This window comes from Cupriavidus sp. 05N38, from assembly GCF_056397345.1.
Genome location: NZ_JBFTNF010000054.1, coordinates 19,047 through 39,702, shown reverse-complemented (window position 1 = coordinate 39,702; position 20,656 = coordinate 19,047). Strand labels below are relative to the sequence as shown.

The following is a 20,656-nucleotide window of genomic DNA, read 5'->3' as shown; positions in this document are numbered from 1 at the left end:
GGGGAATCAGGGGTTGAGCGTGGACAGGGGCTGGCGCGAGCCGGTGATGGTCTGCAGCTCGGCCAGGCTGAGCTGGCGCGTCCACATGGCGAGGTCGTTGAACTCCATCACGCCCTTGAGCGAGCCGGCGTTGTTGGGCACGTAGGCGTGGGTGGCGTCGTCATTGATGCCCCACTGCCTGGTGTTGAGGCCGCCGAGCCTGGTCACGTCGGTGTTGACGATGGCCTGGTTTTCTTTCTTCTGCACCCCCATCACCGGGTCGATGATGTAGGCGCTGAAGGTCTTGGCCGTGGCGTTGACCGACAGGGCCAGGTAGGCCCACTGGCTGGCGCTGAACTTCATGCCCTGGATGTCGTCGCGCTTGCCGCCGCTGCCGATGTTGAAGCGCACCTCGCAGCTGCCGAACAGGCCGATGGCGATGCCGGCGTTCGACCCAGAGACGTAGTTCTTGTTCGACAGGATCGGCTCGCCGGTGCCGTTGCCCTGGGTGCAGTCGGACTTGAACCAGAAGCCGATGGTGAACTGCGGGGACAGCGCGATATCGGCGCCGCTCTGGTTCAGCACGTAGGCGTCGACGTTGGAGTTGACCTTCAGCGACCTGGTGCCGAAGTTGTCGGTGCCGGGCGAGCCGCCGTCGGTGCCGGCCACCCACGGGCCGATGGTGGTGGTGCCCTTTGCGTCGACCGCGGGCAGCGTCTCGAAGCTGTAGTACGCGGCGAGGTTGTTGCGCAGCGTGTCGGCCAGCACGACCGGCTTGACGTAGTTGATCTGCGCCAGCAGGGAGGCGGGCACACCATTGCGCACCAGCGTGTAGTTGTAGCGGTAGACACCGCTGGCTGGCGCGTTGAGGGTCTTGTCCTCGTAGCTGGTGGTGCCGGCGGGCAGGGTGGCGATCTGCACGCCGTCGCGCAGCAGCGTCATGTCGCCGGTGGCGGCGGCAGGATTCTGCCAGGACAGCACCAGCGAATCGCTGAAGGTGCCGACGGTGGATTTCAGTGCGCGCGCGCCGGCGCTGCCGGTCAGCGCGGAGCCGTCGAGCTTGTACGACGCGGCGGGGATGGCCACGCCGCCATGGGCCAGCAGCGTGGGCAGCAGGTCCGTCTCGCCCGGCAGCGCCGAGAGCGCGGCGGCGGTGGCCGGTGCGGCGGGCAGGTTGCTGGCCAGCGCTGCGTTGAACGGCTTGTTCAGCGCGATGAAGGCGGTGCGGTTTTCCACGGTGGGCAGCGTGGTGGTGGCGCCGGTGGCGTCGAGGCCGTGGCTGGTGGTCACGGCCACCAGCCAGTCTTCGCCGGCGTTGGCCTGGCGGCGCGCCTGCACGGCGGCCAGCAGCTTGCCGAGCGCCTGGTCGAAGGCGGCCAGCGCGCTCGCGTAGCCGCCGCCCTGGAAGCCTTGCGTCGCGGCGGCCAGGTCGGGGGCGGCGTATTGGGCAAGGACCACGTCGTAGCCCGACTGCACCAGCTTCAGGCCTTCCTGCGTGACGCAGCCGTCGTCGTAGGCGCAGTCGCGTAGCGAATCGATATTGCCGGTGGCCGCGTCGGCCTTGAGCAGTGCCGGCAGGGTTGCCGAACTGCTGGCCACGCCCAGGCGCTGCCTGGCGGCCCCGGCGCTGCTGGCGTTGGCGGTGCGCAGGTACTGGAACAGGGTCGGGGCCTTCAGGCCGCCGAGGGTCGCCACGTCGTCGTTCACGCCGTGGCGGTCCTGCCAGGTGCCGGTCAGCACGGTGGCCCAGCCCGGGCCGTCCAGCGGTGCCTGCTCGGTGGTGGTGCCGAGCCTGCCGCCGGTGGACGAAGGCGTGATCGCCAGCGTGGCCAGGTTGGGCATGCCGCGCTGGATCATCGCGCTCTGCAGCTGGCTGTAGGTGGCGCCGTCCACGCCGACCAGCAGGATCTTCTTGCTGGTGGCGCCCGCGTTGCCGTTGCCGGCATTGCCCTGGTCCGGGGCAACGGTCGCCGGCGCATCGCTGCCGCCGCCGCATGCTGCTACCGCGCCCGCCAGGGCCAGGCTGCACGCCACGCGTGCCTGCTGTTTCCATGCCATGTCTGCTTCCCTCTTTTCTGTTGTCTCGCTAGCCGCGCGCCGCAACGGCGGCGCTGCCAATCACGCTGCCCGTGACGCGTTGGCAGAGTAAGAAAAGGGGTTGTCAGCCGGGTGACAGGCGGGCAAAGAATGCTGATGCGCCTATTCGCATTCCTGATGGAACAGGCATGCGCGAAGCGCAGCCAGGGCCGGGCGGCGTGGCTGCGGAGCGGAAAATGCGGGGGGATGGGTGAGGCGGGTGAGGCGGGTGAGGCCGGTGCGGTGGGGCAGGAGAGGGACAGGACAGCGCCCGCGCGAGCGGCGGGCGCTGCGGGCGATCAGGCGTTGGCTGCCTGCGCGGGCTTGCCGCCGGCACGGGCGGTCTTGCGTCCGGCCGCCAGCGCCATCAGCGCGGCCACCAGGCAGGCCGCGCCGGCGGCGTACAGGGCCGGCGTATAGGTCAGCAGCAGGGTGCGCGTGAGGCCGGCGCCGAAGGCGGCCGTGGCGGCACCGACCTGGTGGGCGGCGAAGATCCAGCCGAACACCATCGGCGCGCGCTCCTTGCCGAACGCCGAGCCTGCCAGCTTGACCGTGGGCGGCACCGTGGCGATCCAGTCCAGGCCGTAGAACATGGCGAAGATCGACAGGCCGTACAGCGTGAAGGTGGAGTGCGGCAGCCAGAACAGCGACAGCCCGCGCAGGCCGTAGTACCAGAAGAGCAGCTTGCGGCAGTCATAGCGGTCCGACAGCCAGCCCGACAGGATGGTGCCGACGAAATCGAAGGCGCCCATCATGGCCAGCGCGCCGGCGGCGGGCACCGCGCTCATGCCGAAGTCCGCGCACAGCGAGATGAAGTGCGTCTGGATCAGGCCGTTGGTGCTGAGGCCGCAGATGAAGAAGGTGCCGGCGAGGACCCAGAAGGTCTGGCTGCGGGCCGCATCGCGCAGCACCACGAACGGGCCGCGCAGCGTCAGCGGCGCGGGAGCCGCCGGCGGCTGGGCCGCCGTGGCCGGCACCTTCTGCGGCACTTCGCCGAAGGCCGCCAGGCCTACGTCCGCCGGGCGGTTGCGCATGAAGCAGAACACCAGCACGGCCAGCACCGCGCAGGCCAGCAGCACGGGCAGCACGGCGGTGCGCCAGCCCATATGCTCGATCAGCCAGGCCGCCACCGGCAGGAACGCCAGTTGCCCGGTGGCGGAACTCGCGGTCAGGACGCCGATCACCAGCCCGCGCCGCGCGCTGAACCAGCGGCTCGCCACCACCGCCGCCAGCACCAGCGCGGTCAGTCCGGAGCCGACGCCCAGCATCAGGCCCCAGGCGACAAAGAGTTGCCACAGCTCGGTGGCCACCGTGGCCAGCGCCATGCCGCCGGCGATCAGCCCCAGCGCGGCCCACACCACGTTGCGCACCCCGAAGCGTTCCATCAGGATGGCCGAGAACGGCGCCATCAGGCCGAACAGCGCAAAGCGGAAGGCTAGGATCGACGAGATCTGGTCCGTATCCCAGCCCATCTCGCGGGTCAGCGGCTTGAGGAAGGCGCCGGGCAGGCCGAGGGCGGCCGATGTGGTCAGCATCACGCAGAAGGTGATGGCGGCGATCAGCCAGGCGTAGTGGATGCCGCGCCGGTCGAGCCGGCTGGAAAGCGCTTGAGCAAACATGAAGTATCCAGGAGCAGGGTTTCGGTTTCGGTTTCGGTTCGGTTTTGTGAGCGAGGGGTGGGCGTTGCTTGTCCTTACGGTGCGAGTGGGCCCAGCAGCATGTCGTGCGCGGCGGCGAGGATGTCGTCGGACAATGCGTCGCCGGCCGTCGCCCGCGCCAGCGTCATCGCGCCCACCAGCGTGGACAGTTGCGCCAGCGCCAGCTTGCGGCGCTCGGCCGGGTCATCGTGCGCCACCGTCTTCATCCAGTCTTCGACCATGACCTTGAGGCCGTCGATATAGGCCTGCCGCACCGGCTTGTCCGCGGGTTCGCGCGCCACGTCGCTGGCCAGCGCTACCGCAGAGCAGCCCTCGCCGGGGTGCGCGCAGTGATCCTGCGTCAGATAGGGTTCAACCAGGTTGGCGCGCATGGCGCGCTTGTCGTCGCCGCCGCGGCCGATGCGGCCCGCCCAGCGCCGCGCCGATTCTTCGAAGCCGCGCTTGCACGCCAGCTCCGCCAGCGCGTCCTTGGACGAGAAGTGTCCATAGAAGCCGCCATGGGTCAGGCCGGCCCCGGCCATCAGCTCGGCCACGCTGACGCCGTTCAGTCCGCGCTCGCGGAACAGCCTTGTAGATGCTGCCTCGATCGCTTCGCGGTTCTTTTCTGCCTGTTCTCGTGATGCGCGCGCCATGTCCGCTCTCCTGGCAAGTTTTTTCTTGACCGGATTTTATATGACACCCATAATTTATTCAATAAATGTTGCTCATCATTTAAAAAGCTGCTGGCCGCCCTGGCTCGCAGCATCCTTCCGCCCTCAAGGAGGCATTTCATGCAGAATCTGTTCGATCTCACTGGCCGCGTGGCCGTCATCACCGGCTCCACCAAAGGCATGGGCCTCGAAATGGCCCGCGCGCTCGGTGCCTCCGGCGCCGCCCTGGTGGTGTCGGGCCGCGACCAGGCTGGCGCGGCGGCAGTCGCCGCCACGCTCGAAGCCGAAGGCTTCAAGGCCAGGGGAATCGCTTGCGACATCGCCGATGTCGGCAGCGTGCGCGCCTTCGCCGAGCAGGCACTGGCCGCCTTCGGCCGCGTCGATGTGCTGGTGCTGAACGCGGCGGCCAGCGCGGAGGTGGGTTCGCTTCTGACGCAGGGACCGGACCTGTTCGACCAGGCCATGGCCGGCAATGTGCGCGGCAACCTGGTGCTGGTCAACGCCCTGGCGCCGCAGATGATCGCGCGCGGCGACGGCTCCATCACGTTCATGTCGAGCATCGCGGCCAAGCGCGGCTCGGCCATGCTGGGTCTCTACAGCATCACCAAGGGGGCGACCGACCAGGCCGTGCGCAGCCTGGCGCAGGAACTTGGCCCGCATGGCATCAATGTGAATGCCATCAATCCGGGCCCGGTGCGCACCGAGTTCTCGCGCGAGGCGCTGTGGGGAAATCCGGAGCAGGAAGCGCGGCTGGCGGCCGGCATTCCCATGCGCCGCATCGGCGAGGCCAGGGATGTGGCCGGGCTGGCAGTGCTGCTGGCCTCGCCGGCCGGGCGCTTCATCCACGGGCAGAGCATCGGCGTGGATGGCGGCCTGTCGGCGTAAGCGCTTTCGCGTGCGCTGAGCACCGCCGTCGTCGCGCAGGCCGGCGCGAGCGTGCCGTCGGGATTGGCGCTATTCTCGGTGTCTTTCTTTCGGGCAAGACGCAAGACATGACGGCAATCGACCTATCCCGTTTCCCTCGCTACACCCTGCGCGAAGGCGTGGCGCCGATCCAGCATCTGCCACGGCTGAGCCAGTACCTTGGCGGCGCCGATATTTTCGTCAAGCGGGACGATATCGGCGGCCTGGGCGGAGGCGGAAACAAGCTCAGGAAGCTCGAATACCTGGTCGGGGAGGCACTGGCGGACGGTGCCGATACCATCATCACGGTGGGCGGAAGGCAATCGAACCACGCACGGCTGACCGCCGCGGCCGCGGCAAAGGCGGGGCTGGCATGCGAGCTGATCCTTGCACGCCTGGTCCCGCGTGAGGACGCCGACTACGTGAATAGCGGGAACGTGCTGCTCGACGACCTGTTCGGGGCGCGCGTGCATGACCTGCCGGCGGGCTCCGACGCGCTGGGGTATGCCAACCAGCGCGCCGAGGCGCTGCGCGCGCAAGGGCGTCGCGTCTACGTCTGCCCGCTGGGCGGCTCCAGCCCGACCGGCTGCCTGGGCTACGCGGCATGCGCCGTGGAAATCGACGACGAAGCCAGTACGCGCGGCCTGTCCTTCGATCGCATCCTGGTGGCCAACGGCAGCGGCGGCATGCAGGCCGGGCTGATAGCGGGGGAGATCGCCTGCGGCCGTCCGGCAGCGCGCGTTGCCGGCTACTCGGTGCTGGCACCGCTCGAGAAGGCGCGCGAGGACACGCTTGCCAAGGCAAGGCAGACCCTGGCGCTGCTCGATCCGGCGCTCGGCGTTGCGGCCGAATCCGTGGACGTGGACGGCAGCCAGTTCGGACCCGGCTATGGCCAGCCCACCGCAGGCATGGTCGACGCCTTGCGCCTTGTCGCCACGCAAGAGGGCATCTTGCTCGATCCTGTCTACAGCGGCAAAGCGTTTGCCGGCCTGGTCCATGACGTCAGGGCCGGACGATATCGCAAAGGCCAGCAGATCCTGTTCGTCATGAGCGGCGGCGTGCCTTCGCTGTTTGCCTACCGGAGCATCTTCTAGCGCAAGCGCCGCCGCTGGCGGCCGCAGCCGGCCGGATCGCGGCAGGCGCGGACAACCATTGCCATGGCATCGCCCGCGGCGGCAATAGCGAACGCTCGGCCGACGCGTCGCCGCGCCGCGCGGGGCGCACTCATCCGTGCATCCCCGCCAGCCGCATCAGCGCGCGGATCGCCAGGGCCACCAGTCCCAGCCCCGCCACGCTGATCCCCCAGATCGCCAGCATCCAGCCGATCCGCGCCAGCCAGCCGCGCGGCGCCCGCGGGTGCCCGCGCCGTCGCGCCGCCATCAGTGATACCCCTCTCCGTGCTTGACCTTGCCACGGAACACGTAGTACGCCCACACCGTGTACATCAGGATGAAAGGAATGATGAACAACGCCCCCACCAGCGTAAAGCCCTGGCTCTGCGGCGGCGCGGCGGCATCCCAGATCGTGATGCCGGGCGGCACGATATTCGGCCACACGCTGATGGCCAGCCCGCTGTAGCCCAGGAAGACCAGGGCCAGCGTGTACATGAAGGGCGCGAGGTGGGCATCCGCGGCCAGCGACCGCACCAGCCGGTACATGCACAGCAACACCAGCAGCGGTACCGGCGCGAACCAGATCAGGTTGGGCAGGCTGAACCAGCGCTGGGCGATGCGCGCATGGGCAAGCGGGGTCCAGATGCTGATGATGGCGATCACGCCCAGCAAGGCCCAGGCCAGTCTGCCGGTGAGGTGCAGCATGCGCTGGTGCAGTTCGCCCTCGGTCTTCATGATCAGCCAGGTGCTGCCCAGCACCGTGTAGGCCACCGCCACGCCAAGCCCGCAGAACAGCGGAAAGGGATGCAGCCAGTCCAGCGGGCCGCCGGCGAAGGCGCGGCCGCTGACGCGGATGCCGTCGATATAGGCCCCCAGCGCAACGCCCTGGAAAAAGGCCGCGGCCAGCGAGCCGCAGATGAACGCCTTGTCCCAGACATGGCGCTCGCGGTCGTTGGCCTTGAAGCGGAACTCGAACGCCACGCCGCGGAAGATCAGGCCCAGCAGCATCAGGACCAGCGGCAGGTAGAGCGCGCTGAGCACCACCGAGTAGGCCAGCGGGAAGGCGGCCAGCAGGCCCGCGCCACCCAGCACCAGCCAGGTCTCGTTGCCGTCCCACACGGGCGCCACTGTATTCATCATCACATCGCGGTCATGGCGGTCCGGCACGAAGGCATAGAGCATGCCGATGCCGAGGTCGAAGCCATCCATCACCACGTACATCATCACCCCGAAGAAAATGATGACGGCCCAGATCAGGGAGAGGTCGATGCCCATGGTCAGCTCCGGGAATGCGTGGATGCGGCGGCCGTGCCGGGCACGTCCCCGGGGTCGTCGACGGCGGACAGCGGGCGGGCCGGCGTGTGGGCCGACGTACGCGCCGGGTGGGGACTCTCTTCGGCGTCGTCGTCGCCTTCATGCATGACCGGCCCCTTGCGCACCAGCCGCATCATGTAGGCGATGCCCACGCCGAACACGAAGAAGTAGGCCACGACGAACAAGGCCAGCGTCAGCGCCAGCTCCGGCGCGCCGTGCGGCGAGACGGCATCGGCGGTGCGCATCACGCCGTAGACCACCCAGGGCTGGCGCCCGATCTCGGTGGTGAACCAGCCTGCCAGGAGGGCCACCAGCCCGGCCGGTCCCATCCACAGCGCCATGCGCAGGAAGGCGCGCGCGCGGTAGAGAGCTTCGCCACGGCGCAGCAGCAGGCTCCACAGCCCGAGCAGGATCATCAGCATGCCCAGCCCCACCATCACGCGGAAGCTCCAGAACAAAATGGTGGCATTGGGCCGGTCCTGCGGCGGGAATTCCTTCAGGCCGGCGATCTGGCCGTCCAGGCTGTGCGTCAGGATCAGGCTGCCCAGGCGCGGGACCTCCACCGCGAAGCGGGTCTCCTCGCGCGCCATGTCGGGCCAGCCGAACACGATCAACGGCAGCGGTTCGTCGCCACGGTTCTCCCAGTGGCCTTCCAGCGCGGCGATCTTGGCAGGCTGATGCGCCAGCGTGTTGATGCCGTGCATGTCGCCGATCACGGCCTGCACGGGTGCCACCACCAGCAGCATCCACATCGCCATCGACATCATCTTGCGTATCGCCGGGTTATCGCGGCCGCGCAGCAGGTGCCAGGCCGCGGAGGCGCCGACGAACAGCGCCGTGGCGAGGAATGCCGCCACGCTCATATGCGCCAGCCGGTAGGGGAAGGACGGGTTGAAGATCACGCGCAGCCAGTCCACCGGCACCACGCGGCCGTCGATGATCTCGTAGCCCTGCGGCGTCTGCATCCAGCTGTTCGAGGCCAGGATCCAGGTCGCCGAGATCAGCGTGCCGAGCGCCACCATCAGGGTGGCGAAGAAGTGCAGGCCGGGGCCGACCTTCTTCCAGCCGAACAGCATCACGCCGAGGAAGCCGGCTTCGAGGAAGAACGCGGTCAGCACCTCGTAGGTGAGCAGCGGGCCGGTCACGCTGCCGGCGAAGTCCGAGAAGAAGCTCCAGTTGGTGCCGAACTGGTACGCCATCACCAGGCCGGACACCACGCCCATGCCGAAATTGACCGCGAAGATCTTGGACCAGAAGTGATAGAGGTCGCGATACACCGGATCCTTCGTGCGCAGCCAGCAGCCCTCCAGCACCGCCAGGTAGCTCGCCATGCCGATGGTGATGGCGGGAAAGATGATGTGGAACGAGATGGTGAACCCGAACTGGATGCGGGCGAGGTCGAGCGCGCTCAGGCCGAACATGGCGTGGTCTCCGTGATGCGGTGGTTGCCCGGGGTGGCTGGTCCATCGCACCCGGTAACGCGTAGGGATAGCGTAGACCACGCCGGGAGCGCGTTGAAGGACGCTTGTGCGTGGCGGCGGCCAGCGCCGGGAGATGGCCCCTGGTACGGCAGGGCGGAAGCGAGCGGGGAGCCTGCCCGGGCGGGCAGGCCTGAAGCGGGGATGTCCATGTGCGAAAGCCATGAGTTGGGCTCGCAACCGGGGCGCGGAGCGCGCCCGGCGCATGCCATGGACAACATGCTACCGGCAGGCCGGCGTGGATAACAGAAGCAACGACTTGAAAAAAGACCGTATCAGTTTGCTGCGCTCAAAGTGGTGCTGGCCGCGCACCGCCGAGCACGGCGTGTTCGGCGGCCCGCGCCTGGCACGCCTCCAGCAGCTGTACGGGAGAGATCTCCTTGCTGCCGATCATGCGGCGCAGCGCCACGGCGGCCTGCGCTGGCAAGCCGTCGTTCCGGGTCATGGTGGATGGGGTTGTGACTGAAGCCCGCGTGGCTAGCGGCTCAGCCCGCGCGCGGCCACCGGCCACAGGCAGGCGACCGTGCCGCCGCGCACGCCGATCATCTCGTCGTACAGGTTGAGGGTGGGATCGCAGTGGCCGGGCACCAGCAGCACCTGGCTGCCCAGTGCCGGCAGCACCGGCGCCGAGCGCGCGCCCGGCGCGGGCAGCGCTTCCACGATGCCGTGCTCGTCGTTGGCCGCCACATAGGCCAGCGCAAAGTCTTGCCCGTCGCTGCCCCATATCAGCGGCAGCCCGGAATCGACCGCCATCGATTTCAGCCCGGCATCCACCACCACGCGGGGGGTAGCCGGCGCGGGCGCCGCGGCGGCCGTCACGCTCATCACGCTGCTGGCGATAAACAGGCTGTGCTCGAAGCGCAGCGGCCCGCAGTAGTTGTTACGGGCATAGTCGCCGTCCATGAAGATGTACGAGCCGGGCTGGATCTCGGTATAGACGCCGCTGTGCAGGTCGAACTCCACGCTGCCGCTGCCGCCGCCGGTGACCGTGGCGCAGGTCACGCCGGCTTCGGCCAGCGCCGCGACCACGGCCGCGGTGCGCCTGGCGGCATCGGCCGCGGCCTGGCGGCGCGCGGCGTAGTCACGCACATGCTGGATGCCGCCGTGATAAGCCTGCAGGCCACGGAATTCCAGCTGCGCGTGCGCGCCGATCGCCTGCGCCAGTTGCAGCGCGGCGGGCGCGCCGGACACGCCGCAGCGGCCCTGGCCCACGTCGATCTCCACGAATACGCCGATGGTGCTGCCGGCCTGTGCCGCGGCGGCGGCCAGCGCCTGCACCTGGCGGGTGTCGTCCACGCACACGCTCATGCGCGCATGCACGGCCAGCTGCGCCAGCAGCGCGGCCTTGGCGGGCCCGGCGATCTGGTTGCTGACATGGATGTCCCTGACTCCCGCCTGCACGAAGGGCAGCGCCTCGCTGACCTTCTGGCAGCAGATGCCGACCGCGCCGCGCGCGATCTGCGCCAGTGCGATCTGCGGGCATTTGTGCGCCTTGGCATGCGGGCGCAGCTGCACGCCCGCCTGGTCGGCGGCCTGCTGCATGTGCGCCACGTTGCGCTCGAATGCGTCCAGGTCGAGCACCAGCGCGGGCGTGTCGATGGCGGTCATCGGCTGCCCGGCCACGGCGGCCGGCGCGAGCTGCAGGGCGGCCAGGGCCGAAGGCATCTGCGGGGATGGCGAAGCGGAAGCGGTAGTTGTCATGGAAGGCCTGTCTGGTGTCGTTCGGTTGGCATGGCGCCGCCGGCGGGCGGCCGTGCCTGCGATGATGTGGCGCGCGGGCGGGCGCTGTCAAACCAGCGTGCCGCCGCGCCGGTCACCGCGCCCGCCTCGACACTTGGCGCCATCAGTCGGCCTGGATATTGGCGCGCTGCGCAATGGCCCGCATGCGCGGCAGCTCCTTCGTGATCAGCGCGGTCACTTCGGCCGCATTGCCGTAGGCAGGCTCGAACCCGTTGTCGAGCAGCTTCTTGCGGGTGTCCGGGTCGGCCATGGTATCGGCCAGCGCCTTTTCCAGGCGTGCCTTGACCTCGGGCGGCAGTCCGCGTGGCGCCACCACCGCCAGCCAGGTGTCCATGTCGGTGGCGGGGAAGCCGCTTTCCGCCACGGTCGGCACTTCGGGCAGCAGGCTGGAGCGCTTCGCGGTGGTGATGGCGATGGCCTTGACCTTGCCCGCGCGGATCTGCGGCACCGCGGCCGCCACGGTGTCCACTGAGAACGGGATCTGCCCGCCGATCAGGTCGGTCATGGCGGGCGAGCTGCCGCGGTACGGCACGTGCAGCATCTTGATGCCCAGGTCGTTGAGCAGCATCTCGCCGGCGAACTGCGCCGTGGTGCCGCTGCCGAAGGAGCCATACGAGAACTTGCCCGGCGCGGCCTTGACCGCTGCCGCCAGTTGCTTGAGGTTGTTGACCGGTACGTCGCGGTTGGCCAGCAGGATCAGCCCGGTGCGCCCTGTCAGCCCGATCGGCTCGAAGCTCTTGAGCGGATCGTAGGGCAGCTTGGGATGGATGGCCGGGTTGACCGTAAACGTGGTGCCGGAACTCACCAGCAGCGTGTAGCCGTCGGGCGCGGCCTTGGCGACGATGCCGGCGCCGACGATGGTGCCGGCGCCCGGCCGGTTGTCGATCACCACGGTCTGGCCCAGCCGGTCGCCCAGCTTCTTGGCCAGCAGGCGGCCGATCACGTCGGTGGCGCCGCCCGGCGGGAAGGGGATCACCATCTGGATCGGACGCGAAGGGTAGGTATCGGCCAGCGCGCTGCCGGCGGGGACCGCCAGGCAGCAGGCGGCCAGCCATGCAAGCTTGATGGGTTGGAAGGATGTCATGCTGGCTCTCCTGCGGGTCGGGGTTGTCGTGGATCGGAACAGAATCAGCGCGCCTGGCGCGCCAGCGCGGCAGCCTTGTCGAGGAAGGCCTGGTATTCGGCCTGCGGCACGAACAGCCCGCCGGTGGTCCACACCAGGTGCATGGCTTGCGGCATGACGGCGTCCAGCTGGTGCCGGGCCAGGTAAGCGCGCCCGGCTTCGCTTTCGCACAGCATGCGCGGCCCGCTGAAGCCGGCCGCGGCGGAGGGCTCGATGCGCACGCCTTCGCTGCGCCATGCCAGCGCGAGGTGCCGGAACAGCGTGTCGTCCGCCACCGTGAAGACGCCGGACAGCAGCGGCCGCATCACGCCGGCCGCGAGTTCGGAGGCGCGCGGCACGGCCAGGCCGTCAGCCTCGGTGAGGTTGGTGAGGCCGGCATCGTAGACCGAGGGGTTACCGTCCTGCGCCGCCATCTGCACCAGGAAGCAGGGCGATTGCGTGGGCTCGGCGAAGAAGCAATGCACATGCGGGCCAAGCAGCTGGCGCAGGCCGAAGGTGATGCCGGCCGGCGCGCCGCCCACGCCGCACGGCAGGTAGACGAAGAGCGGGTGCGCGGCATCCACGAGGATGTCCCGCGCGGCCAGTTGCTCGCGCAGGTGCAGCGCCGCGGCGCCGTAGCCCAGCAGCAGCGACAGCGAACGCTCATCGTCGACGAAGTAGGTGAACGGGTCATGCTGCGCCTGGCGACGGCCGGCGGCCACGGCTTCTTCGTAGTCGCCGGCATGCTCCACCACTTCCACGCCGCGGCTGCGCAGGCGCGCCTTCTTCCATGCCTTGGCGTCGGCCGACATATGCACGGCGGCGCGAAAACCCAGCGCCGAGGCCATCACGCCGATGCTCAGTCCGAGGTTGCCGGTGGAGCCGACCGCGACCTGGTAGCGCCCGAACAGCGCGCGCGCCGCCGGCGCGCCCAGCGCCAGGTAATCCGGGGGTGCGTCGCGGCCGGGGCCGACCAGGCCGTGTTCCAGGGCCAGCGTCTCGGCAAATTCGAGCACTTCGTGAATGCCGCCGCGCGCCTTGATCGAGCCGGCCACCGGCAGGCTGTGATCGGCCTTGATCCAAAGGCGGCCCAGTTCGTGCGGCAATCCCAGGGCTTGCTGCATGCCGGGGGCCGCCAGCAGCGGCGATTCGATGGTGCCGCCGGTCCGCGCCAGCTCTGGGAACAGCGTGGCCAGCAACGGCGCAAAGCGGCGCAAGCGTGCCTGTGCCGCCCTGATATCAGCTAGACTAATGCTGCGCTCGCCTGCGGGCTGCGCCGCCGGTGGCGCGTCGGTGCGGCCGGGATTGCACCACAGCAGGGGTGTGGCGGTGCTCAGGCCGGCGAGGCCCGCATCGGAGAACAGTGGTTGGGGTGCGGCTGCGGATGCATGCATGGAGGTGGGTGCCTGCTGCGTTTCGGAATGGCTTCATTGTTGGTCCCGGCCGGCGCCGTGACAATCCATTTATATTTAGCCAGGCATCAGTATTACTAATGGCGATGCGATCTGTTCCCCATGCGGGTGCATGTCGTCGGTCCGGTGCGCCGGGCGCGCCGCTTTACCGTGAGTCCGTCCCGTGAGCACTCTGCTGTCGTCTTCCGTCTTGAGCTGGCTGCGCTGCTTCGAAGCCTCCGCGCGACATTGCAACTTCACCCATGCCGCCGCCGAGCTCTGCGTCACGCAGGGCGCCGTCAGCCAGCAGGTCAAGCAACTCGAGCAATGGCTGGACCGGCCGCTTTTCCTGCGCACGCCGCGCGCGCTGGTGCTCACGCCCGAGGGCGACCGGCTGCGCTTCGTGCTGCGCGAATCCTTCCAGGCCATCGAGGGCACGCTCACGCAGCTGCGCAAGCCGCGCGAGTCCGGTCCCATCGCGCTGAGCTGCGCGCCGTCGTTCGCGATGCGCTGGCTGACCCCGCGCCTGGGCGATTTCTTCCGCGATCATCCGCAGGTGGGCCTGCGCGTCTATGGCGAGTTCCACGCGCTGGACCGCGGCCGCATGGTGCGCGACGGCATCGACGCCGCGGTGCGCTTCGACCTGGGCGGCTACGACGACCTCAAGGCCCGCCTGTTCCTCGATGAATGGCTGCTGCCGGTGGCCAGCCYCGCCTTCGTGGCCGCGCATCCCGAACTGCGCGCCCCGCGCGACCTCAAGGGCGCGTGGCTGCTGCACGACACCAGCCCCTGGGACGGCGCGCAGCCGTTCGACGAGTGGCTGCACTGGCTGCGCATGGCCGGGGCCGAGGTGACGGGCCTGGACGCGGGGCAGCGCTTCAACCTGTCCCAGCTCGCGGTGGGGGCGGCACTGGCGGGGCAGGGCATCGCCATGGGCCGCTCGGCGCTGGTGCTGGAGGATATCGAGGCCGGGCGGCTGGTCGACCTGTTCGGCATCCATGCCCGCTCGCAGGCGTCCTACTTCTTTGTCAGCGCGCACGGCCAGACGCCACATATCGCCATGGTGGAAGACTGGCTGGCGGCCGAGGGTGCGCGCTTCGATACCGCGCGGGCCAAGGTGCTCGATATCCGGGCGCGCCGCCCGCCCGGCGGCCCCGGGGCACGGCGGCGCGCCTGATGCGCTGCGGCATGCACAGCCACGGATGACAAGCGGGCCGATTATCGGCATAGTTTGCGGCTTTCGCGCGATGCGCGCAGCGCACATGCGGCGACGCGGCAAGCCAGGCCGCCGCCGCTATCCTGGGTTCAGATGGACTTTCCTCTCGTGATCGTGGCGCTGGGCGCCGTCGTGGCCGGCTTCGTGCAGGGCTTGTCCGGTTTTGCCTTCGGCATGGTGGCCATGTCGTTCTGGGTGTGGACGGTCGAGCCGCGCCTGGCGGCGGCCATGGCGGTGTTCGGCTCGCTCACCGGGCAGGTGGTGGCGGCCATCACGGTGCGGCGCAGCTTCTCGCTCCGCCAGCTGCTGCCCTTCGTGGCCGGCGGTATTGTCGGCATTCCCATCGGGGTGGCCATCCTGCCGGTGCTCAATGCCAATGTCTTCAAGGCCTGCCTGGGCGCCTTGCTGGCGGTGTGGTGCCCGCTCATGCTGATGTCCGCGCAGTTGCCGCGCATCCGCTTCGGCGGACGGCTGGCCGATGGCCTGATCGGCGCCGCCGGCGGCATCATGGGCGGCATCGGCGGTTTCACCGGCGTGATTCCCACCCTGTGGTGCACGCTGCGCGGACTGCCCAAGGACGAGCAGCGCGCCATCATCCAGAATTTCAACCTGGCCACGCTGGCGGTGACGATGGCGACCTACGTCGGCACCGGCATCGTCACGCGCGACATGCTGCCGATGTTCCTGGTGGTGGGGCCGGCCATGCTGGTGCCCAGCATCCTGGGCGCGCGCCTGTATATCGGCATCAGCGAGATCGCTTTCCGTCGCATCGTGCTGAGCCTGCTGACGGCCTCGGGCGTGGCGCTGCTGGCGGCCTCGTTGCCCAGGCTGCTCGGAGCCATGCACTAAGCCGTAGCCGCTCAGGTCGCTCAGGTGTGGAAGGGCTCATCGTTGCCGCTGCGCTCGAATTCCGCGATCACCTGCGCGCCAAGCAATAGCAGCGTGGCGGYGATCTCCAGGCTGAGCAGCACCACGATGGCCGTGGCCAGCGAGCCGTACACCACGCTGACCTGCGACAGCGTGGTGAAGTACCACACCAGCACGTGGCGCGAGATCTCCCACAGCGCCGCCGCGGTCACGGCGCCGAGCAGCGCATGCCGCAATGACAGGCGGCCCACCGGCATCACCAGGTAGATCGAGGTCAGCATCAGGATCTCGCCCGCCMGGCCGAGCAGGTACAGCAGGCTGCCCGAGAGGCGGTCCAGCGACCAGTCGTGCCCCAGTACCTCCACATGCCGCTGGCCGAAGGCCTGCAGGGAGCCCGACACCACCGTCACCAGCAGCAGGCCGAGGCTGAGCACGACGATATAGCAGTAGGGCAGCACCGCGGACACCATGAAGTGGCGGCGGCGGATTGCCACGCGGTGCTCGAAGATCACCGACATGGCGTTCTCCAGCACCGTGAACGCCAGCGAACTGAAGAAGATCATGCTCGCCAGCAKCACCCAGCCGATCACGCCGCGGTTGTCCAGGAAGTTCGCCAGCTCGGCGATCAGCGCGCGCGATTGCCCGGGCACCAGCCATTCCAGGTAGCGCGACAAGGTGCGCAGCAATGCCTGCGGCTCGATCACGTGGGACAGCGCGATCACCATCAGGATCAGCAGCGGCACGATCGACAGGAGGGCGTAGTAAGCCACCGCGCCGGCCAGCAGCAAGCCCTGGTTGGCGCGGAAATGCCGCAGCGTGCGCAGCATGAAGGCGCCCGGGTGCTTCAGTACCAGCCGGGCGCGCGCATCGAGGATGGGCATGGCGAAGGGGCTGTGATTGTTCGGGCCGCAAAAAGTGCGGAAGCGGCGCGGCGCAGGCATGCGGCGGCGGGCGCGCCTGGCCCGGCGCAAAGCGCCGCCTTGCCCTTGAAGTTCCAGTCAATGTTCAATGTGGTGCATGACGCGTACAAGGGCAAGACGAGCTTGTCCTACATGGGCGGGCGGCATTCTCCGACAGCAATGGGGACCGGCGGGGCTATGCTGGGAAGAAGGCTCCAGCCATCAGCCCAAGCCCAGCCCCAGTCATCAGCCCCTCCCATCGCCACCACGCCTGTCGCCATGCCCTTTTCCCTGCCTTCGCTCAGCCATCTCCGCCTCAGGCAGCGGCAATCGGCGGCCCAATCGGCGGCCCAATCGGCGGCCGATGCCAATGCCGCGGCCGCCGCCGCCGCTGCGCCTGGCGAGGCCACCGCCACCGCGCCAGCGGCGCAGGCAGCCGGGGCGGCGCAAGCCGTCGGCCTGCCTGACAGCGGCAATGCACCGCCCGAGGCGCCGGCAGCCACACCCGCAGAGACGCTCGCCGGGCCGGCCGCCGCTCCCGTGGCTGCAGGTGGCCGCGGCGAACAGGCCCTCGTCATCCTGGCCGTGCTTGCATCGCTCTATACGCTTCATCTTGCCAGCGCTTTCGTGATCCCGGTGGTGCTGGCGATCGTGATCGCCTATATGCTCGATCCGCTGGTTACCTTCCTGTTCCGCCGCCGCATCCCGCGGGTGATCGGCGCATCGCTTGTGCTGCTGGCCATGCTTTCCGGCGTGGTGTGCTGCGCCTACCTGCTGCAGGACCAGGCAGCAGGGCTGGTGGACCGCCTGCCGGAGGTGGCCACCAAGCTTTCGCGTTCGCTAGGCGCGCTGCTCAGCGGCGACGACTCCATGGTGCAGAAGGTCCGCCGCGCGGCCACGGTGCTGGCGGGCACCGGGCAGCCGCCGCCGGCCCGCACGCCGCAGGTCGTCGTGGAGCGCTCGGGCGACGCCATGACGAATATGCTGGTGGCCGGATCGATGGGCATCCTCGCCTTGTTGGCACAGGCTGCGGTGGTGCTGTTCCTGGCCTTCTTCATGCTGGTCTCGGGCGATATGTTCAAGCGCAAGTTCGTCAAGATGGCCGGTACCACGCTCTCGCAGAAGAAGATCAGCGTGCATATGCTCGACGAGATCAACCGCCAGATCCAGGGCTATATGGTGATGCTGCTGGTCGCCAATGCCATGGTGGGCATGCTGACGTGGCTGTTGCTGAAGTGGCTGCACCTCGATAACGCCGGCACCTGGGCATTGACCGCGGCGGCGCTGCACCTGGTGCCGTATTTCGGCGCGGCGCTGATCGCGGTGTGCATCGGGCTGGCCGCCTTCATGCAGACCGGCGGTGCCTTCGGCCTGGCCGCGCTGGCGGCCGGCGGCTCGCTGCTGATCGCCACGCTGATCGGCTCGGTGGTCACTACCTGGATGACGGGCCGCATGGCGAAGATGAATGCAGTGGCGGTGTTCGTGGCGCTGCTGCTCTTTACCTGGCTATGGGGTGCCTGGGGCGTGCTGCTGGCCATTCCCATCGCGGTGATCGCCAAGGTGGTGGCCGATCATGTGGAAGGCATGGAGGTGCTGGCCGAATTCCTGGGCGAGTGAGCGCGGCCGGGGCTGTCTCAAGCGGGGGCCGCGAACTGCGTCACCAGCGCCGCCGCCGCCGGCGAAAGCGCCTGCGGCTCGCACGCTAGCAAGCGCAGCGTGCCTTCTCCTGCCAGGATCAGTTCAGCCGCTTGCGCGCCGAAGCGCAACACGCCTTCGGCGAAGACGCGCTCGTGAGGCAGCGCCGCGCCTTCGTCTTCGCGCATCGATACGAACCGCAGCGGCCGCACGCACATGGGCTGGCTTTCGCCGTCCAGCCACAGCCATTGGTATTTGCGCGCGCGCGGCGCCTCGGCGGGCAGGCCAAGGCGCTTGATCTCGAGCACGGTGCCCGCGGCGGCGCTGAACGCGAACAGGATCCGGTAGTCAGGTGCGGCAGGCGATGCCGGTGGGGTTTGCGTCATGGCTTGCCGTACAGGGTGCCGCGAAGGGAGCGCAATTCTACCGGACCTGGCCGCCACGCACGGTGCATGCCGCGCATATCGTTAGGCGAACACGCGCTGCCGGAAGGCGCCAAGGTCGGCATCCAGAACGATCCCTCCAATGGCAACCGCGCTGCTGCGCCATGGGTGAAGCCGCTGGTGACGGCGTACCAGTCGCAGGAGGTGCGCGACTTCCTGGCCAGGCAGTTCAAGGGTGCCATCCTGCCCGCGTTCTGACGCGCGGCCGGCGCTGGCGTGCCTTCACGCGCCCAGCGCTTCCTCCACGAACAGCAGTCGGTCGTTGCCCCAGAACAGTTCGTCGCCGACGACAAAGCTCGGCACACCGAACAGGCCGCGCGCCACTGCCGCCTCGGTGGCCTGCTTGAGGGCGTCCTTGACGACGGGGTCCTCGATCATCTTCAAGGCCTCGCGCGGGTCGAGGCCGGCCGCCGCCAGCGCCGCGCCGATCTCGGCGGGATCGTTGAGGTTGCGCTGCTGCTCCCACATGGCGGCGAACATGGCCTCCACATAGCGGTGGAAGGCGGCTTCGTCGCGCAGCTGGTAGCCCTTCGCGGCGCGCATCAGCGCCAGCGTGTTGATCGGGAAATGCGGATTCTGCTGCAGGTTGGCGCCGTAGCGCTTCGACCAGCGCGCGGTATCGGTGTTTGACCAGCGGCCCTTGGCGGGAATCTCCGCGGGACTGTGGTTGCCGGTGGCCTTGAACACACCGCCGAGCAGGATGGGCTGCCAGTCGATCCGCGCGCCGGTGCGCTGCGCCACGCGCGGCAGCTCCTTGTAGGCCAGGTAAGAGTAGGGGCTGCCGAAATCGAAATAGAAGGTGACCTGCTTGCTCATCTGTTGTCTCCGTTCATGGTTTTCCTGGCGGACATTCTCTTGCGCCGATGCTCACCAGGTCTCCATCCACGGGCGGATGTCCAGTTCGTGGGTCCAGGCGTCGCGCGGCTGCTGGTGCAGCATCCAGTAGGTATCGGCGATGTGCTCGGGATTGACGATGCCGTCGTTGTCCTTGGCCGCATAGCGGTCGGGGAAGTTCGAGCGGATAAAGTCGGTGTCGATGGCGGCGTCCACCACCAGGTGCGCCACGTGGATATTCTTCGGGCCAAGTTCGCGCGCCATGCTCTGCGCCAGTGCGCGCAGCGCATGCTTGGCGCCGGCGAAGGCGCTCATGCCGTCGCGCCCGCGCAGGCTGGCCGTGGCGCCGGTGAAGAAGATCGAGCCGTGGCCGCGCGGCAGCATCACGCGGGCGGCCTCGCGTCCCATCAGGAAGCCGCCGAAGCAGGCCATCTCCCAGACCTTGAAGTACACGCGCGAGGTGGTCTCCAGGATGGAGAAGCGCACGTTGGCGCCGATATTGAAGATCGCCACCTCCAGCGGCGCGATCTCGCGCTCGATGCGCTCGATCAGCGCCACGGTGTCTTCTTCCTTGCGCGCGTCGCAGGCAAAGCCGTGCGCCTCGCCGCCCTCGGCGCGGATCTGCTCCACCAGCGGCGCAAGCTTGTCGGCATTGCGGCGCGTGACGCAGGCGATATAGCCTTCGCGCGCAAAGCGGCGCGCAATGGCGCCGCCCGTAGCGTCGCCCGCACCCACCACCAGAACGGCTTTCTTGTTGGTCATTGCATTGTCTCCAGTCTGCGATATTGCGCCCGGGCAGGACCCCGGGCGGTTTTTTTCGTCGCTGCGCGGTGCGCCGCCTTGCTGTGGCGGCGAATCTGCCCTAAGCTGAACGATCGTTTAGTAAGCGAACTTTATGGTACGAATGCGGCCGGCGTCAAGCCTTGGCACCATACCCCGCCCCCCCAGGAACAGCACTGCGTGATTCCGCAATCCACAAAGCCGCCACGCGCGAGCGTGTGATAGCAGCCAGCGGCGCGCTAGCCAGGCGCGGGGGCTTCGCCACCACGGGCGTGGATCCGCTCATGGGAGCCGCCGGGCTGACCGGCGGCGTCCGGCTGGCTGGATGCGCTATTGCGGCGCAGCCGCACGACGGCCAGCGGCTCGTCCGACAGGAGCAGCCGCAGGCCGGCGGCAGCCACGTCCACGCGCAGTGTTTCTCCCCCATGCCAGCGGCACGGCGATACTGCCGCGCTCGCCCGTGCGCAGCGTCTGCCCGTGCCCTGGCGGCAAGGCTGTCGCGGATCGTCTGCGACGGGTGCCAGAGCCTGCCGTGCCCGGTGGAGAACCCGTCGCGGACCGCGATCAAGGCCGTTGCAA

The 20,656-nt window shown here is 68.9% G+C and carries 20 protein-coding genes; 6 read left to right on the top strand and 14 right to left on the bottom strand.

All coding sequences use genetic code 11. From position 1 onward, the window contains the following. Positions 1–6 precede the first annotated feature (6 nt). The 3 genes from AC1DK4_RS30160 to AC1DK4_RS30150 form a co-directional block, all read right to left on the bottom strand. Positions 7–2,037 carry a hypothetical protein gene (locus AC1DK4_RS30160; RefSeq protein WP_441619201.1) on the bottom strand — a complete coding sequence of 677 codons (2,031 nt, stop codon included), beginning with the start codon at positions 2,035–2,037 and terminating at the stop codon, positions 7–9. 317 nt (positions 2,038–2,354) lie between these two features. Continuing rightward, complete coding sequence (locus AC1DK4_RS30155; RefSeq protein ID WP_441619203.1) at positions 2,355–3,674, bottom strand: MFS transporter; 1,320 nt, start codon at positions 3,672–3,674, stop codon at positions 2,355–2,357. Between the two features lie 74 nt (positions 3,675–3,748). Then, positions 3,749–4,345: a TetR/AcrR family transcriptional regulator gene (locus tag AC1DK4_RS30150; protein ID WP_441619205.1), complete on the bottom strand. Its 597-nt coding sequence runs from the start codon at positions 4,343–4,345 to the stop codon at positions 3,749–3,751. Positions 4,346–4,483: 138 nt separating this feature from the next. Between AC1DK4_RS30150 and AC1DK4_RS30145 the strand changes: the two genes are divergently transcribed. Both AC1DK4_RS30145 and AC1DK4_RS30140 read left to right on the top strand, forming a co-directional pair. Next, positions 4,484–5,248, top strand: coding sequence for an SDR family NAD(P)-dependent oxidoreductase (locus tag AC1DK4_RS30145; protein WP_441619207.1), 765 nt, complete (start codon positions 4,484–4,486; stop codon positions 5,246–5,248). Between the two features lie 107 nt (positions 5,249–5,355). Beyond that, positions 5,356–6,360 carry a D-cysteine desulfhydrase family protein gene (locus AC1DK4_RS30140; protein ID WP_441619209.1) on the top strand — a complete coding sequence of 335 codons (1,005 nt, stop codon included), beginning with the start codon at positions 5,356–5,358 and terminating at the stop codon, positions 6,358–6,360. Between the two features lie 130 nt (positions 6,361–6,490). Here AC1DK4_RS30140 and AC1DK4_RS30135 read toward each other — a convergent pair whose 3' ends face one another. The 7 genes from AC1DK4_RS30135 to AC1DK4_RS30105 all read right to left on the bottom strand — a co-directional run bounded on the left by AC1DK4_RS30135 (position 6,491) and on the right by AC1DK4_RS30105 (position 13,406). After that, on the bottom strand, positions 6,491–6,646 hold the full coding sequence (locus tag AC1DK4_RS30135) for a DUF2474 domain-containing protein (protein WP_441619211.1): 156 nt from the start codon (positions 6,644–6,646) through the stop codon (positions 6,491–6,493). Continuing rightward, the gene (gene cydB, locus AC1DK4_RS30130; RefSeq protein WP_441619213.1) at positions 6,646–7,653 is read right to left on the bottom strand and encodes a cytochrome d ubiquinol oxidase subunit II; all 1,008 of its coding nucleotides are present in this window, start codon (positions 7,651–7,653) and stop codon (positions 6,646–6,648) included. Before cydB ends, AC1DK4_RS30135 begins: the two co-directional genes overlap by 1 nt. A 2-nt stretch (positions 7,654–7,655) precedes the next feature. Further along, the gene (locus tag AC1DK4_RS30125; RefSeq protein WP_441619215.1) at positions 7,656–9,113 is read right to left on the bottom strand and encodes a cytochrome ubiquinol oxidase subunit I; all 1,458 of its coding nucleotides are present in this window, start codon (positions 9,111–9,113) and stop codon (positions 7,656–7,658) included. A 346-nt stretch (positions 9,114–9,459) separates the two neighbouring features. After that, the gene (locus AC1DK4_RS30120) at positions 9,460–9,615 is read right to left on the bottom strand and encodes a hypothetical protein (RefSeq protein ID WP_441619288.1); all 156 of its coding nucleotides are present in this window, start codon (positions 9,613–9,615) and stop codon (positions 9,460–9,462) included. A 32-nt stretch (positions 9,616–9,647) separates the two neighbouring features. Beyond that, positions 9,648–10,871, bottom strand: coding sequence for a DSD1 family PLP-dependent enzyme (locus AC1DK4_RS30115; protein WP_477116185.1), 1,224 nt, complete (start codon positions 10,869–10,871; stop codon positions 9,648–9,650). A 142-nt stretch (positions 10,872–11,013) separates the two neighbouring features. Then, positions 11,014–11,994, bottom strand: coding sequence for a Bug family tripartite tricarboxylate transporter substrate binding protein (locus AC1DK4_RS30110; protein ID WP_441619219.1), 981 nt, complete (start codon positions 11,992–11,994; stop codon positions 11,014–11,016). A gap of 44 nt (positions 11,995–12,038) precedes the next feature. Continuing rightward, the gene (locus tag AC1DK4_RS30105; protein WP_441619221.1) at positions 12,039–13,406 is read right to left on the bottom strand and encodes a D-serine ammonia-lyase; all 1,368 of its coding nucleotides are present in this window, start codon (positions 13,404–13,406) and stop codon (positions 12,039–12,041) included. A gap of 181 nt (positions 13,407–13,587) precedes the next feature. Here AC1DK4_RS30105 and AC1DK4_RS30100 point away from each other — a divergent pair, with 181 nt between their 5' ends. Further along, the gene (locus tag AC1DK4_RS30100; RefSeq protein WP_477131966.1) at positions 13,588–14,580 is read left to right on the top strand and encodes a LysR family transcriptional regulator; all 993 of its coding nucleotides are present in this window, start codon (positions 13,588–13,590) and stop codon (positions 14,578–14,580) included. 132 nt (positions 14,581–14,712) lie between these two features. Continuing rightward, complete coding sequence (locus AC1DK4_RS30095) at positions 14,713–15,468, top strand: sulfite exporter TauE/SafE family protein (protein ID WP_441619225.1); 756 nt, start codon at positions 14,713–14,715, stop codon at positions 15,466–15,468. Positions 15,469–15,488: 20 nt separating this feature from the next. Here AC1DK4_RS30095 and AC1DK4_RS30090 read toward each other — a convergent pair whose 3' ends face one another. Then, positions 15,489–16,367, bottom strand: a complete 879-nt coding sequence (locus AC1DK4_RS30090; RefSeq protein WP_477131965.1) for a YihY/virulence factor BrkB family protein — start codon at positions 16,365–16,367, stop codon at positions 15,489–15,491. Positions 16,368–16,664: 297 nt separating this feature from the next. Between AC1DK4_RS30090 and AC1DK4_RS30085 the strand changes: the two genes are divergently transcribed. Further along, positions 16,665–18,002: an AI-2E family transporter gene (locus AC1DK4_RS30085; RefSeq protein ID WP_441619229.1), complete on the top strand. Its 1,338-nt coding sequence runs from the start codon at positions 16,665–16,667 to the stop codon at positions 18,000–18,002. A 17-nt stretch (positions 18,003–18,019) separates the two neighbouring features. Here AC1DK4_RS30085 and AC1DK4_RS30080 read toward each other — a convergent pair whose 3' ends face one another. Next, positions 18,020–18,406, bottom strand: coding sequence for a hypothetical protein (locus tag AC1DK4_RS30080; RefSeq protein WP_441619231.1), 387 nt, complete (start codon positions 18,404–18,406; stop codon positions 18,020–18,022). A 66-nt stretch (positions 18,407–18,472) separates the two neighbouring features. Here AC1DK4_RS30080 and AC1DK4_RS30075 point away from each other — a divergent pair, with 66 nt between their 5' ends. Beyond that, entirely contained in the window at positions 18,473–18,661 is a 189-nt protein-coding gene (locus tag AC1DK4_RS30075) for a hypothetical protein (protein WP_441619233.1), read from the top strand. A 24-nt stretch (positions 18,662–18,685) separates the two neighbouring features. Here the strand turns inward: AC1DK4_RS30075 and AC1DK4_RS30070 are convergent, their stop codons facing one another. Continuing rightward, complete coding sequence (locus AC1DK4_RS30070) at positions 18,686–19,279, bottom strand: 2-hydroxychromene-2-carboxylate isomerase (protein ID WP_441619235.1); 594 nt, start codon at positions 19,277–19,279, stop codon at positions 18,686–18,688. A gap of 51 nt (positions 19,280–19,330) precedes the next feature. Then, positions 19,331–20,059, bottom strand: coding sequence for an SDR family oxidoreductase (locus tag AC1DK4_RS30065; RefSeq protein ID WP_441619237.1), 729 nt, complete (start codon positions 20,057–20,059; stop codon positions 19,331–19,333). Positions 20,060–20,656 lie beyond the last annotated feature (597 nt).